The organism is Listeria booriae (assembly GCF_000766865.1).
Taxonomy (GTDB): domain Bacteria; phylum Bacillota; class Bacilli; order Lactobacillales; family Listeriaceae; genus Listeria_A; species Listeria_A booriae.
Map to the genome: position 1 here is coordinate 85,542 of NZ_JNFA01000001.1, position 14,005 is coordinate 99,546.

Genomic DNA, 14,005 nt, shown 5'->3' on the forward strand with positions numbered 1-14,005 from the left:
GAGGCATTTTTGACATTCCGATCTTTTCATTTTTACACAATGACAAAAACTAGCCTATTTTACAACAAAAATATGCTTATAACTTTCACGTCAACCATCTATAATGGCATCGAGGGAACAAATATTTTTATTTTGGAGGAGGGGCATAATGAGACAACAATTAATGGCGAAATTAGAAGCAAAACAGGACAGAATCATTGAAATTAGACGGTACTTACATGCACATCCCGAGTTATCATTTCAAGAGGAGAACACGGCGCGATACATTGCCGATTTCTATGAAGGAAAAGATTGTGACGTAAAAACAAATATTGGTGGGCATGGCGTCGTTGTAACGATTGATAGTGGCAAACCTGGACGGACGCTTGCGATTCGGGCGGATTTTGACGCGCTGCCAATTACGGAGGAAACAGGCCTTCCTTTTGCCTCGGAAAATCCTGGCGTGATGCATGCGTGTGGGCATGACGGGCATACGGCTTACATGCTAATTCTCGCGGAAACGTTAATCGAAATGAAAGAGCAGCTTACTGGCAAAATTGTCGTCTTGCATCAGCCTGCCGAAGAAACACCGCCGGGTGGTGCGATTGCGATGATTCGTGATGGTTGCTTGGACGGCGTGGATCATGTGCTCGGTATTCATGTCATGTCAACGATGCCAACTGGTGAAGTCGCATATCGTGAAGGGGCTATTCAAACGGGACGCGCCGCTTTTAAAGTGAAAATTGCTGGACGTGGCGGTCACGGTTCTTCGCCGCACATGGCAAATGACGCGATTGTTGCCGCTAGCGAATTCGTACTTGCCGTTCAAACTATTATTAGTCGCCGTCTGAATCCGTTTGACGTTGGCTCGATTACGATTGGTTCTTTTGACGGGAAAGGTAGTTTTAACGTGATTAAAGATGCGGTGGAACTTGAGGGCGACGTGCGAGCAATGACGGAAGAAACGCGCGTGTTGATTGAGAAGGAATTCCGCCGAATTTTGGATGGGCTAGCGAAGATGTTCGGTATTACGTACGATTTGGATTACAAAAACGATTATCCGGTACTTATGAATGATGAGAACTTAACGGCTTTTGTGGCTTCGTCGTTGCAAGATGCGAACATTCCTGAAATTACAACGATTGTGCGCTGTGAGCCGCAGCCCCCTTCTGAAGATTTTGCGTATTATGCGAAGGAACGGCCTAGCTCTTTCTTTTATGTCGGCGCAATGCCTGCGAATGGGGTTTGTTATCCGCACCATCATCCGAAATTTGATATTAACGAAGCGTCCTTACTAATTGCCGCAAAAGCGATGGGAACATTGGTGGCCGATTATGGGGATTATAAGGAGGAATAAACGATGTTACGTGAAAAATTAATGGCCATGATTGATGCTCGAACCGATGAAATGATTGCAATTAGGCGCCATCTTCATGCGCATCCAGAGCTGTCTTTTCATGAAGAAGAAACAGCGAACTATATCGCTCAATTTTATGAAGGTAAAAATGTGACGCTGGAACGCAATGTTGGGAATGGTTACGGGATTATCGTGACGATTTCGGGCGCCAAACCGGGGAAAACATTGGCTTTGCGTGCTGATTTTGACGCTTTGCCAATTACGGAAGAAACGGGACTTCCCTTTGCTTCGGAGAATCCTGGTGTGATGCATGCTTGCGGGCATGACGCGCATACTGCCTACTTGCTCATTCTTGCGGATTGCTTGATTCAATTGCAAGAAGAACTCGCCGGCACGATCAAAATTATTCACCAACACGCCGAAGAAACACCACCTGGTGGCGCGAAGGGAATGGTGGAATCGGGACGGTTAGATGATGTCGATGCGATTTACGGGATTCATGTGTTTCCGTTTTTTGATGCTGGAAATATTGCGTATCGCAGCGGTTTTTCGATGGCTGGACGGACGTATTTCAAACTCGGTATTCAAGGAACGGGAGGTCATGGTTCTTCACCACATATGGCAAATGACGCGATTGTTGCTGCTGCTTATTTTGTTAATGCGATTCAAACAATTGTCAGTCGCCGTTTAAATCCTTTTGATACTGGCGTTGTGACGGTCGGTTCTTTTGATGGAAAAGGCAGTTTTAACGTCATTAAGGATTATGTTGAGCTTGAAGGCGATGTCCGCTATATGACGAAGGAAACGCAAGCGCTGATTGATACGGAGTTGCACCGCATTGTTGCTGGACTTGAAGCGATGTTTGGCATTAAAGCCACATTCACTTACACCGCTGACTATCCGCCACTTTATAATGATCCGCAAGCAACAGAAAACGCTGTTCACTACTTACAAAAAGGTGTCGGCGACTATTTGCAAAGCGTTACCGAAGCCGATATGGTTTCAGGCTCCGAAGATTTTGCTTACTATCTTGAAAAAATACCTGGTGCCTTCCTCTACGTTGGCGCAAGGCCAAAAGGCGTGGAAAACGCGTACTTCAACCACCACCCAAAATTCGATATTGACGAAGACGCGCTTCCAGTTGCCGCAAAAGCTGTAGCTGATATTGTTTTAGGTTTTTACGATTTAGAATAGAAAAAAGGAAGGCCCATTCATGATACGAGTCATGCGTGGGCCTTCCTTTTTTTAGTTTCGTCCTGCAAACAAGCGTAGCAAGAACAAGAACAAGTTTAGAAAATCTAAATATAAGCTCATCGCTAACAATGGTACGTCCTGCATTGTCACGTCGCGCTTCATAATTTGGTTAAAGTCAAACAGGATGTAAAGGGAGAACAATAACGTCCCCGCTCCTGCGAAAATGGTTGACATCAGCGAGCTTAGCGGGAAGAAAATCGAAATCAACGAAATGACTACGACAATCAGTAATGCCGCGAATAAGCCTTTTGCCATAAACGATAAGTCGGTCTTCATTTTAGCTCCGACAAAACCAAGTACAGTAAATGTTACCGTCGCCGTAGCAAACGCCATTAAAACAGCATTCCCTGCTCCAGCGTTTAAGTAATATTGTAATGTTGGCGCTAATACAAGCCCCGTTACGAACGCAAAAGCAAGCAATAAACCGTAACCGATTTTGGAAGCACTCTTGCTGCGTCTTACGAAAATCATCGCGATTAATAACGCAAATTCCAAAACGACGAGCGGAATATAAAATGCGAATGGAATTTCACGACCAATCACTGTTCCAACTGTTGCCATTACTAGAGAAATAACAAACCAGTTAAGCACTTTTTGCATAATTTCGGCTTTTGTAGCGCCAGCCGTAGCGTGTTCTGCACTTCTGTATGTTTCATTCATTTTGTTTTACTTCACTCCAATCTACTATTTATACGTACTAGTATACCATTTCCCAAAATGTTTGAAAATACTAGATTACTTCGATCATACCAAAACCCATGCCACGCATCGAGCCAATGCCGCCTTGCACGAAATGGTTAAGTAAATATGGCTGGCCAATCATTTCGAATTTGCCAAGCGAACAAGCTACGTGAAGATTATAACAAATTACCACAGTTTTCTTAATAGCCACTTTTTTAAATTGAAGTGCTTCTATGTCTGCTTTGACATATTCACCGAACTTATCGCGTAACTGAAAATATAAATTTCGTTTTAGAACGCGCTCAAAAGCCTCTTCTTCCCACCAATAAAACCAGTCCTTCTTTGTTTCTTTATTATGGTCCCGACATACGATTGGTGACAATGTTTTAAAGGCAATGCGTTCGGAGACAATCGATTCTTCCTGCACGATTTGAATCGTCTGCACACGAATTTTATTCATCTCTGAAAACGGCAACTGCTTCCCCTTAACGTTCATCAAAGCATTGTAATAATTAATACCTAGTTCGGCATCCGCTGTCGCAAAATTAATCACGATTTCATTTTGCGCCAATTTGATAATTCCCCCATTAAAAATTGGTTTTGGAAGATAGACAGAAAATGTAAAGTTTTTTTGTTTGTTCCCGCTATACATCTCTTTATATTTCGCTTCATTCGCCCTGGAGAGCCCCGCTTTCATCACACTCACGACTTTGCGTCTGTAGTCAGCAGGGATTTTATTAGACGACAGCTCACAACTGATTTTTAGTCTCATCCCACTCCTCCTCTTGATTGTTTCCACCCAATACTAATATATCACCATTTGGCATATACATCCAATGAAAACCATCCCTTTCTTTATTCCTTTTTCTTTAGTACAATGTAGGTGATAAAGCTGTTTAAACAAGTCAGCAAAATTGGAGGGAAAGACCTTGGGGAAAGCTGTTTATCAAGCAATTTACGCCGATTTAAAGAAAGATATTGACGAAGGTCGCTACTCCTTCAAAGAGATGTTGCCAACCGAACACATGCTGGTGCAACGTTTTGACTGTAGCCGCAACACCGTTCGCCGTGCTATTTCGGAACTCGTGAAAGATGGGTACGTTCAGAGCGTCCGCGGCAAAGGCGTCATGGTCATTCACCAACACGAGTCAATCGAATTCATGTTTGGCGGCGTTGAAAGTATGAAAGAATCGCTAAATCGTAATCATAAAAACTTCCATACTAAAGTGGTTCATTTTGAACAAATAACGGTTGATAAAAACTTAGCAAAAAAAACAATGTTACCCGAGGGTACAGATGTTTACTATATTAAGCGACTACGACTAGTGGAAGATGAGGCGTTGATTCTCGATGTGAACTATTTTGATGCTGCGATTGTTCGTGATCTAACACCCGAAAAAGCCGCCGAATCTATTTACGAATATATTGAAGAAGAACTTCACGTCAAAATCGTGACATCTAAACGCTACATCGTCGTTGAAAAAGCACTCACGGATGACAAAAAGTATATGGATCTAAACGGTTTCGATTGCCTGGCTGTCGTTAAAAACTACGCGTATGACGCAGATGGGACAATGTTTGAATACACCGAATCACGCCATCGCCCGGATCGTTTTGTCTTCTTTGACTCTGCGCAACGATTAAAATAAGCCAGCTCCACCTAAACTCCACCTTCGCACGTTATAATAAGGGCAAATAAGGAGGTTATTATGAAACACATACTCGTTGTAGAAGACGATGCCAATATCCGCGATGTTACGTGTGCTTTTTTAGTCGATGAAGGCTATCAAGTAACCACATCAGAAAACGGTATGGAGGCATTTGGCTTTTTTGAAAATCAAACATTTGATCTAATTATTATGGACATTATGATGCCAAAAATGGACGGCTATACATTATGTGAGCTCATCCGAACGAAATCCGATACGCCTATTTTGATGTTAACAGCGCTCGGCGAAGAAGACTCTGAATTAAAAGGCTTCGAACTCGGCGCTGATGATTATATTCAAAAGCCCTTTTCCTATAAAGTGCTCATAAAACGTGTGGAGGCCTTGCTTCGTCGTGTACCAGCTAAACAGGAAAGCCCTCATCTATTGCAAGTTGGCGATATCGCGCTGAACACCGACACTTTCCAAGTAACCGCGCGCGATTTCCCTGTAGAACTAACCCGCAAAGAATTCGATATTTTGCGACTATTAATGCAAAATCCAGGTCGCGTTTTCACACGTGAAATGTTGCTAGAACAAGCCTGGGACTACGAATACATTGTCGACACCAAAATCATCAACACGCATATCAAAAACCTACGCAAAAAACTGGCGACCGACAAAATCCAAACAGTAAGGGGTGCTGGCTATAAAATGGATTACTAAAATACGCGCCAAAATCAGTGCGAAGATTTTCTTCATCACATTAGCCCTACTACTCGTCTTCACAGCACTAATTTACGCGATGCTACTCCTATTCCTACCGAATTTTTACTATGATTATAAAAAGCAAAAACTAGAAGATGGGGCAAACCAAGTCGTTGAAGCATCGAAAAGCAATTCGCTCGAAGATGTTCAAGCTGCCATGGACAAGTTCGCAGATAACAATAATATTTCACCATTTTTATTAAATAGCGCGGATCAAATTGTTTACATTCCGTATGTGATGCTACAGAGCGGTACTAATACCTTTACAACTACTGCCCCTGCTTCTCCGCTTGCTGTCTCCACACCAGAAACAGACGAAAGTACAAGCGTCCAGAAGAGCTTGAAGATTAATGGTGTCCCTTTTACCATGCAATACTTTATTAATATTCAGCCACTTACTGATATTTCCGCGGTATTATTACTTTTTGCACCTTATTTTCTGCTTTTTGTCGTCATTCTTAGTTTTATTTCCGCTTATTTCTTCTCCAGAAGGACGGTTAAGCCGTTACTTCGCATGAATATGGTGGCAAATAAAATGGCGCAACTTGATTTTTCCGAGGAGCTGCCGGTGAAGTCGACAGATGAAATTGGTCAATTGTCGCATCATCTCAATGAAATGGCGCGCGAGTTAGAAGGCACGCTCATCGATTTGCAAAAAGTGAATACGCAATTAGAAGCTGAAATCGCGAAAGAACGAGCGCAGGAAGAAACGCGTAAACAGTTTATCACAGCGGTTTCCCACGAACTCAAATCGCCCATCGCATCCGTTATGGGGCAGTTGGAAGCTATGATTCACCGCGTCGGTCCCTATAAAGATCGTGATACCTATTTAAAACGCTCCTATGAAACGATGGAACAAATGTCGGCACTCGTCCAAGATATGCTTGAAATTTCGCGTATTGATAGTCATGATTTTGAACGTAGCAAAACAACATTTGACCTCAGCGCCTTCCTGAGCGAATCTGTAGCGCAAGAACAATGGCATCCGGATGCTTCAAAGCGGCGTATTATCAATGAAATAACGCCAAATATAACGATCTATAACAACCAACCTCTCGTTGAAAAAGCAATTTCCAATGTCATTCATAACGCCTTTCAATATTCCCAAAACGACGACACCATTGCCATTTCCTTAAATGAATCCGCAACTGGATGGCATTTTTCGATTTATAATGATGCGCCAGCAATCCCGACAGAAGAATTGGACAAGCTTTTTGACGCGTTTTACCGACTAGAGAAATCAGGCAATAAAGAGACTGGCGGCAGCGGCATTGGCCTATTCATCACCGCTACATTCCTCGAGAAGTCCTCCCTCTCCTACAAACTTGAAAATACCAAGCAAGGCGTTGCATTTCATATTTGGCAAAATTAATCCATCAAAATTACATGTGAAGTACACCTAATCTCCATTTTCTTTGTGTAAAGTTAGTTTTATCAAAGAATTTGGAGGTTTTTTATATGGATTTTATCAGAAGAGCATGCATCAGTATTTGGGCGAAGAAAGGGAAATCATTCCTGATGCTCATTTTATTATTCGTCCTGTGCAGTCTTGTCTTTGCAGGATTCGCCATTCAATCAGCAACACGAGCCAGCGAAGACATTGCAAGGAAGAAATTAGGTGGAGACGTAACTCTCACACTCGACATGGACAAACTCATGAAAAAGATGGAAGAAAGCAACGGCAACTTGGGTGAAGTCCCTCCCCTAACCCTTAAAGATATCGAAAAAGTGAAGAATCTAAAAGCCGTTGCGGATTACCAATATATCGTAGACGCCTTCGCTGCAAAAGTAGATAAAAGCCCTGTCAAAAGCGACAAAAAAGAAGGCGACAATCAAGCAGGCGGTATGGCAATAGCTGGTGGCGGCGGCAGCGATGGCGAAGCAAAAATGCCCGACTTCGCAATGACAGGTACAAATAACACGAACAGCCTAGCAACGTTCAAAAATGGCAAAGAAAAAATCATTTCCGGTAAACCAATTACAAACAAAGACAAGGGCAATCTCGCTCTCATCGAAAAACGTTTCGCCGATCAAAACAAATTAAAAGTAGGCGACACTTTCCAACTAAAAGACTTAGAAACGAACAAATCACAGAAATTCACCGTCCATGGCATCTACGAAAATAAAGAAGTATCCGGTTCACAGCAATTCCCAGTCGATTTCATGGAGCCAGCAAACAAAATCTACACAACCGTAGACGGAGCAATGCCGTTCTCTCACAACGGTAGCTTAGCTTCTGCAAAATATAGCATGACCGATCCGAAGCTAATTGATTCTTTCAAAAAAGCAGCAGCCGATGTTAGTTCTGTTGACAAAGACTTTTATAAATGGGATGCAAATGACGCGGCCTACAAAACAATGATGCAGCCCATTCAAAATGTCGCCTCCTTTGCCAATATTATCGTTATTATTACAGCACTTGCAGGTGGACTTATTTTAGCATTACTCGTACTGCTTTCCATTCGTGAACGCCGTTTTGAAATGGGAGTTTTACTATCCTTAGGTGAAAACAAAGCCAAGCTAATCGGACAATTTCTTGTCGAAGTGATTTTGATTGGGATGATTGCTTTTTCTGCAGCTTGTTTAACGAGCGAAGCTATTGGCCAAACCGTGACAAATCAAATGCTTAACAAAGAAGTGCAACAAGCAAAAGACGAAGAAGCAAATACACCGTCTGGTGGCATGCAAATGGCTACTGTTATAGGCGGCGAACAAGATGATAAACCAAAAGGTGAAGTGATCGACAAAGTAGACGTCCACATTTCCCAACAAGACATGGTAGAAGTCGGCGGAATTGGCTTACTTGTAGTCATTATCGCAACGCTCCTCCCTTGCCTCTTCATCATCAGACTACAACCAAAAATGATTTTATCTAAAAACGATTAAAGGACAGGTGACCCCTATGGAAACAATTTTAACGTTAAATAATATTTCGTATCATTATCAATCTGGTGGTAAGCGCCAAGCTATTCTAGAAAATGCGAACTATGACTTCACAGCAGGAACGTTCTACACGATTCTCGGCCCATCTGGCTCAGGAAAAACAACGATGCTCTCGATTTCGTCTGGTCTTGACGTACCGAACGAAGGCCAAGTATTATATCAAAAACAAAGTCTCGGCACATCACTCAGCCTACAGAAATATCGTAAAAACCATTGCGCCATCATCTTTCAAGCCTACAATCTGATACCATACATGACGGCCTTGCAAAACGTTATCACAGCAATCGGCATCCAACATCCCCGAATGAAAAACAAACGCGCCCATGCGGTCAAAATGTTAACCGAAGTAGGCTTAACGCCTGAACAAATGAAGCGCCCCGTCTTGCAACTAAGCGGCGGTCAACAACAACGTGTCACCATCGCCCGCGCCTTGTCTGGCAGTGCCCAAATTATTTTTGCAGATGAACCCACCGGTAATCTGGACGGAGAAACCGCCGATAAAATCATCTACTTGTTCAAAGCCCTCGCGCATCAAATGGACAAATGTATCATCATGGTTACGCATGACAAAGCTATTGCTAAAGAATCCGATATCACCTTGACCTTAAAAAATAAACAACTAGTAGAAGTCCTCTAACTATGTGAGTCTCGTCCATCATTGGCGAGGCTTTTTTGTACGCTCCTCGAAAAATATGTTTAAACAAATTTCAAAAAAAAGCTTGCATAAGTTGTTTAAACAACTTATAATAAAACCAATGAAATCGATTACATTTTTGATTAGCTCAGAAAGAGGGGAATTTAAAATGGTAAAGGTAACAAAGAAGAACGTCGCGGCAATTATTGCAGCAATTGGTGGCGAAGATAATATCAACATGGCAACACACTGCATCTCCCGACTCCGTTTTCAACTAAAAGACGAGTCAATCGTAGATGAAGCAGCCTTAAAAGAAATCGATATTGTACGTGGTAATTTCAGCTCTAACGGGCAGTATCAAGTCGTTATTGGACAAGGAACGGTGGATAAAGCATACGAAGAACTCATTCGCCAAACAAATGTCAAAGAAGTAACGACTGCCGAATTAAAAGAAGAAAACGCAAAGAAACTCAACCCATTGCAAAAAATCGTTAAAATGCTGGCCGATGTATTTATTCCAATTTTGCCAGCGATTGTAGCTAGTGGTCTTTTACTTGGTATTAATAATGTTTTAGTTGGTGTTGGGATTTTTGTAGAAGGTAAGTCGCTTGTGGATATGTATCCAAATCTGGCGAGTATTGCTGGAATGATTAGTATGATTGCCGGGACAGCGTTTGCATTCTTACCGGCGCTCGTTGGTTGGTCTGCTGTGAAGTATTTCGGCGGGAATCCATTGATGGGGATTGTGCTTGGGTTAGTACTTGTAAATCCTGCGTTGATGAGTGCGTATGACATTGGTGTGAAGGAACCGCATTACTGGAATTTCTTCGGACTAGAAGTGGCACAAATCGGGTATCAAGGCCAAGTCTTGCCGGTATTAGTCGCTGCTTGGGTATACGCGACGATTGAAAAAGGGTTGCGACGTGTCATTCCGGATGCGTTCCAATTACTTATTGTGGCGCCTGTGACGCTACTTGTGACGAGTGCCCTGTCGTTGATTGCGATTGGACCGATTACGCTTGCTATTTCCAACTGGATTACAGATGGTATCGTGAACTTATCTAATATTTCGCCGATGATTACCGGGATTTTGTTTGGTGCTTGTTTTGCATTACTTGTTATTACTGGGATGCATCACGCGTTTCTGGCGGTTAACTTACAACTTATTTCAACAACTGGAAGAACGATGTTTTGGCCAATTCAAGCGTTGTCTGATACGGCGCAAGGTTCTGCCGCATTGGCAATGGCTTTTGTAACACGAGATAAAAAGAACCGTAGTATCGCGCTCACCTCTGCCCTCTCCGCCTATCTTGGGATAACGGAGCCGGCGATGTTTGGGGTCAACTTGCGAGCCAAGTATGCGTTTGTTTGTTCGATGATTGGTGCTGGTCTGGCCGGTGGTTTCATCGCTTATAATGGCGTTATTTCGCAATCGATTGGTGTCAGCGGATTGTTCTCGATTCTGTCAATTACAAGAGCGGGCTGGAGTGCCTATGCGATTGGGATGGTTATCGCGATTGGTGTGCCGTTTGTGCTCACTTTCATTATCGGTTTAGCAAGACGGAAACAAGGAAATGCAGGATTTTAGGAGGATGTTTCATATGAATAACGAATGGTGGCAAAAAGGGACGGTTTATCAAATTTACCCGCGTAGCTTTTATGATACAAATGGAGATGGTATCGGCGACATCCGCGGTATTATCGAAAAACTAGATTATTTAGCAAAACTTGGCGTGGATTTGCTTTGGCTAACGCCGATGTATGTCTCGCCGCAACGCGATAATGGCTATGACATTGCGGACTACTTCAATATTGATCCACAGTACGGGACGATGGCTGATTTTGATGAACTTTTAGAAAAAGCGCATCAGCGTGGGCTCAAAATTATGATGGATATGGTAGTCAATCATACGTCCTATCAGCATCATTGGTTTCAGGAGGCTTTGAAGGGCGAGGATAATCCGTATCGTGATTATTATATTTGGAAGGACCCTGCGGCTGATGGTGGACCGCCGAATAATTGGTTGTCGAAGTTCAGTGGTTCGGCTTGGGAGTTGGACGCGGCGTCTGGTCAGTATTATTTGCACTTGTATGAGGTTGGGATGCCTGATTTAAATTGGGAAAATCCAAAATTGCAAGAGGAAATTTATAATATGATGGCTTGGTGGGGCGAGAAAGGAATCGATGGTTTCCGCCTCGACGTGATTAATAATATTTCTAAAAATCCGGATTTCCCGAACGATTCGTTGGCAACGGCGCAGGACGATGGGCGTAAGTTTTATGTGGACGGGCCGCATGTGCATGAATATTTGCATCAGATGAACCGTCATGTGTTCGATAAGTATGGTTTGGTGACGGTTGGTGAGATGTCTTCTACGACGCCGGAACAATGTATTAAGTATACGAATCCGGAGCGTGAGGAACTGAGTATGGCTTTTAATTTCCATCACATGAAGGTGGATTATCCAGGCGGGAAGAAATGGGCGAGCGCGAAGTTCCAGTTGACGGACTTGAAGCGGGTTATGACGGAGTGGCAGTTGAAGATGGCGGCTGGTGGTGGCTGGAACGCCTTGTTCTGGACGAATCATGATCAGCCTCGTGCTTTGGCACGGTTTGCAAATGACACGGTGTACCGGGAACAGAGTGCGAAATTATTGGCGATTATTTTGTTCGGATTGCAGGGCACGACGTTTATTTATCAAGGTGAGGAAATCGCGATGACGGATGCCAATTTTACGGATATTTCGCAGTATGATGACGCGGAGTCGCGGAATGCGTATGCGCACTTGCTTGCGGATGGTGTGACGGCAGCCGATGCGTTGCAAATTTTGCGAGAGAAATCACGGGAAAATGCGCGGATTCCAATGCAGTGGGATGACACGCCGCATCATGGTTTCACGTCTGGGGAGCCTTGGCTTGCGCCGATTCATGAGGACAACTGGACGGTCGACAAAGCGCTTGCTAATCCTGATTCGATTTTCTATACGTATCAGCATTTAATTGCGTTGCGTCGGGAGCATGCGATTTTTGCGAATGGTGATTTCCGGCTGCTCGATGCCGAAAGTGAAGTCATTTATGATTATGCGCGCGAATGGCAAAATGAGGCGCTAGTTGTCGTTGGTAATTTTAGCGAGAAAGAAATGGCGTGGCATGTGCCTGCACAGTATCAAAATAAGGATTGCGCAATTCTGGCATCTAACTATGGGCGCGAAACGTTAGAAAATCAGGTGACTTTGCAACCGTATGAAGCGCTGATGCTGCATTTAAAATAAAGCTTTACTTTGAACGGCTTGCGTGTTACTATTAGTTTTATGCGATGAGCCTACAAGCAGTGTGAAATAATCACTGCCTACCCCTTAAACATCAATGCTTTGTGGAAGGCAGTTTAAGGGCGCTATAAAAACAGGATTTCCAGTTTCTTATGAGACTGAAAATCCTGTTTTTTCATTTATTCAAGTAATCCGCATAACCGCAAGCCTTTTGCGATGCCATCCTCGTTATTATTTGCTGTGATAAAGGCTGCTTTTTCCTTCAATGATGGTACGGCATTGTCCATCGCAACCGCATAATCCACCGCTTCAAACATCTCCAAATCGTTCATACCATCACCAAATGCATACGTTGGCACATCTTCAAATCCCATTACCTCTAATAATTTAGCAATCCCACGCGCTTTCGAACCGCCTTTTGGCACAACGTCATTACTAAACGGCGTATTGCGTACAAATTGAAAATACGGATACCGCTCTGGGAAAAAGTCATCGCCCTGCTCTAACAACAGCAGTAACATATAAATTGGCTCTTTTAAATAAAGCTCGGCGTCGATTTCTGGTGATGCTTCGCCTAAATAACGATAATGCTTCTCCATAATCTCATTTTGCGCCGTCGCACGTATTTTTTCTTCCGTATAAAAAGCCATTTCGACACATTGTGACTGGGCGCCTTCGTGCAACGCTTTAATTTCCGCCACATCGATTGGATTCGTGTAAACTTCTTTGCCATCATACATCACATATTGGCCATTCATCGCAATAACAGAAGTCATTTTTGTCGCTTCAAGTACATGCTCGATTTCGCATAACGTCCGTCCAGTCGCAATGATTGGCATAATATTTTTGGCACGTAATGCTTGTAACGCTTGGACAGAACTGGGCGCCACCACAGAATCGCTCGTCAGTAACGTCCCATCTAAATCAAAAAAACAAATAGCTGCTGGTTTCAAAAAATCAAATCCTTTCCCGATTTCACTTCTTCCACCTTATCATATTTGAACCACACAAAAAACCGATTCGCATTTGAGCAAACCGGTTTTATTATTAGTTATTGTTGTAATAGACATCGCCAATTTGTAGCATTGCGCTAATCGTATTGTACTTGTCATCACCGATATGAATTTTCTCGTCATCTTCTTGATAATGAATAGGCATCGATAACAATGTTTCTTTATCTTGTTTAAAGTAATGTGTATCCAAACCTAGCTTTTCTGTCACTCTAACTATGTATTTATTGAATTTGGTATTACTTCTAACTTTGCCATTCAAAATCGCTTCCGCCGTGGCTTGTGAAAAATTAGTCGCCTTTGCAAATGAGCGTTTCGTAAAGCCGTTCAATCTTATATATAAATTAATATTTTCTGCGATTCGTTTCTTTTCTATTTTATCCATTTTCTTTTCCTCCCGTATTGGGTATGTCTATGCTGTTATTATGCCCGAGTAAAATGAGAATATGATTAAAACTAGGTAG

Annotated in this window: 13 protein-coding genes; 9 read left to right on the plus strand and 4 right to left on the minus strand. The window is 42.9% G+C overall.

Annotation, left to right across the window (positions count from 1 at the left end; translation table 11 throughout):
• The first annotated feature begins 148 nt into the window (after window positions 1-148).
• Both EP57_RS00325 and EP57_RS00330 read left to right on the plus strand, forming a co-directional pair.
• Window positions 149-1,336, plus strand: a complete 1,188-nt coding sequence (locus EP57_RS00325; RefSeq protein WP_036083064.1) for a M20 family metallopeptidase — start codon at window positions 149-151, stop codon at window positions 1,334-1,336.
• Window positions 1,337-1,339: 3 nt separating this feature from the next.
• The gene (locus tag EP57_RS00330; protein ID WP_036083066.1) at window positions 1,340-2,530 is read left to right on the plus strand and encodes an amidohydrolase; all 1,191 of its coding nucleotides are present in this window, start codon (window positions 1,340-1,342) and stop codon (window positions 2,528-2,530) included.
• Window positions 2,531-2,581: 51 nt separating this feature from the next.
• Here EP57_RS00330 and EP57_RS00335 read toward each other — a convergent pair whose 3' ends face one another.
• Together EP57_RS00335 and cas6 are read right to left on the minus strand one after the other, a co-directional pair.
• Window positions 2,582-3,250, minus strand: coding sequence for a Bax inhibitor-1/YccA family protein (locus EP57_RS00335; RefSeq protein ID WP_036083068.1), 669 nt, complete (start codon window positions 3,248-3,250; stop codon window positions 2,582-2,584).
• 70 nt (window positions 3,251-3,320) lie between these two features.
• Window positions 3,321-4,043, minus strand: a complete 723-nt coding sequence (cas6, locus tag EP57_RS00340; protein ID WP_036083070.1) for a CRISPR-associated endoribonuclease Cas6 — start codon at window positions 4,041-4,043, stop codon at window positions 3,321-3,323.
• A gap of 157 nt (window positions 4,044-4,200) precedes the next feature.
• Between cas6 and treR the strand changes: the two genes are divergently transcribed.
• The 7 genes from treR to EP57_RS00375 all read left to right on the plus strand — a co-directional run bounded on the left by treR (window position 4,201) and on the right by EP57_RS00375 (window position 12,534).
• The gene (gene treR, locus EP57_RS00345; protein ID WP_036083071.1) at window positions 4,201-4,920 is read left to right on the plus strand and encodes a trehalose operon repressor; all 720 of its coding nucleotides are present in this window, start codon (window positions 4,201-4,203) and stop codon (window positions 4,918-4,920) included.
• Between the two features lie 60 nt (window positions 4,921-4,980).
• The gene (locus EP57_RS00350; protein WP_036083073.1) at window positions 4,981-5,643 is read left to right on the plus strand and encodes a response regulator transcription factor; all 663 of its coding nucleotides are present in this window, start codon (window positions 4,981-4,983) and stop codon (window positions 5,641-5,643) included.
• Complete coding sequence (locus EP57_RS00355; RefSeq protein ID WP_052167447.1) at window positions 5,618-7,057, plus strand: sensor histidine kinase; 1,440 nt, start codon at window positions 5,618-5,620, stop codon at window positions 7,055-7,057. The genes EP57_RS00350 and EP57_RS00355 overlap by 26 nt, the downstream gene beginning before the upstream one ends.
• A gap of 86 nt (window positions 7,058-7,143) precedes the next feature.
• Window positions 7,144-8,571 (plus strand): ABC transporter permease, encoded by a 1,428-nt coding sequence (locus EP57_RS00360; RefSeq protein ID WP_036083075.1) that lies wholly within the window; start codon window positions 7,144-7,146, stop codon window positions 8,569-8,571.
• 16 nt (window positions 8,572-8,587) lie between these two features.
• The gene (locus EP57_RS00365; RefSeq protein WP_036083076.1) at window positions 8,588-9,265 is read left to right on the plus strand and encodes an ABC transporter ATP-binding protein; all 678 of its coding nucleotides are present in this window, start codon (window positions 8,588-8,590) and stop codon (window positions 9,263-9,265) included.
• A gap of 166 nt (window positions 9,266-9,431) precedes the next feature.
• The gene (gene treB, locus EP57_RS00370) at window positions 9,432-10,850 is read left to right on the plus strand and encodes a PTS trehalose transporter subunit IIBC (protein ID WP_036083078.1); all 1,419 of its coding nucleotides are present in this window, start codon (window positions 9,432-9,434) and stop codon (window positions 10,848-10,850) included.
• Between the two features lie 13 nt (window positions 10,851-10,863).
• On the plus strand, window positions 10,864-12,534 hold the full coding sequence (locus tag EP57_RS00375) for an alpha,alpha-phosphotrehalase (RefSeq protein WP_036083080.1): 1,671 nt from the start codon (window positions 10,864-10,866) through the stop codon (window positions 12,532-12,534).
• Between the two features lie 176 nt (window positions 12,535-12,710).
• Here the strand turns inward: EP57_RS00375 and EP57_RS00380 are convergent, their stop codons facing one another.
• Together EP57_RS00380 and EP57_RS00385 are read right to left on the minus strand one after the other, a co-directional pair.
• A complete protein-coding gene (locus EP57_RS00380) occupies window positions 12,711-13,484 on the minus strand; it encodes a Cof-type HAD-IIB family hydrolase (protein WP_036083082.1) in 774 nt (257 codons plus the stop codon).
• Window positions 13,485-13,578: 94 nt separating this feature from the next.
• A complete protein-coding gene (locus tag EP57_RS00385) occupies window positions 13,579-13,926 on the minus strand; it encodes a hypothetical protein (protein ID WP_036083084.1) in 348 nt (115 codons plus the stop codon).
• Window positions 13,927-14,005 lie beyond the last annotated feature (79 nt).

Excerpts from the sequence above, each read along its gene's own strand:
- EP57_RS00350 (WP_036083073.1), top strand. The coding sequence starts at position 4,981 with ATGAAACACATACTCGTTGTAGAAGACGATGCCAATATCCGCGATGTT.
- EP57_RS00325 (WP_036083064.1), top strand. The coding sequence starts at position 149 with ATGAGACAACAATTAATGGCGAAATTAGAAGCAAAACAGGACAGAATC.
- EP57_RS00330 (WP_036083066.1), top strand. The coding sequence starts at position 1,340 with ATGTTACGTGAAAAATTAATGGCCATGATTGATGCTCGAACCGATGAA.
- EP57_RS00385 (WP_036083084.1), bottom strand. The coding sequence starts at position 13,926 with ATGGATAAAATAGAAAAGAAACGAATCGCAGAAAATATTAATTTATAT.
- EP57_RS00335 (WP_036083068.1), bottom strand. The coding sequence starts at position 3,250 with ATGAATGAAACATACAGAAGTGCAGAACACGCTACGGCTGGCGCTACA.
- treB (WP_036083078.1), top strand. The coding sequence starts at position 9,432 with ATGGTAAAGGTAACAAAGAAGAACGTCGCGGCAATTATTGCAGCAATT.
- cas6 (WP_036083070.1), bottom strand. The coding sequence starts at position 4,043 with ATGAGACTAAAAATCAGTTGTGAGCTGTCGTCTAATAAAATCCCTGCT.
- EP57_RS00360 (WP_036083075.1), top strand. The coding sequence starts at position 7,144 with ATGGATTTTATCAGAAGAGCATGCATCAGTATTTGGGCGAAGAAAGGG.
- EP57_RS00375 (WP_036083080.1), top strand. The coding sequence starts at position 10,864 with ATGAATAACGAATGGTGGCAAAAAGGGACGGTTTATCAAATTTACCCG.
- EP57_RS00365 (WP_036083076.1), top strand. The coding sequence starts at position 8,588 with ATGGAAACAATTTTAACGTTAAATAATATTTCGTATCATTATCAATCT.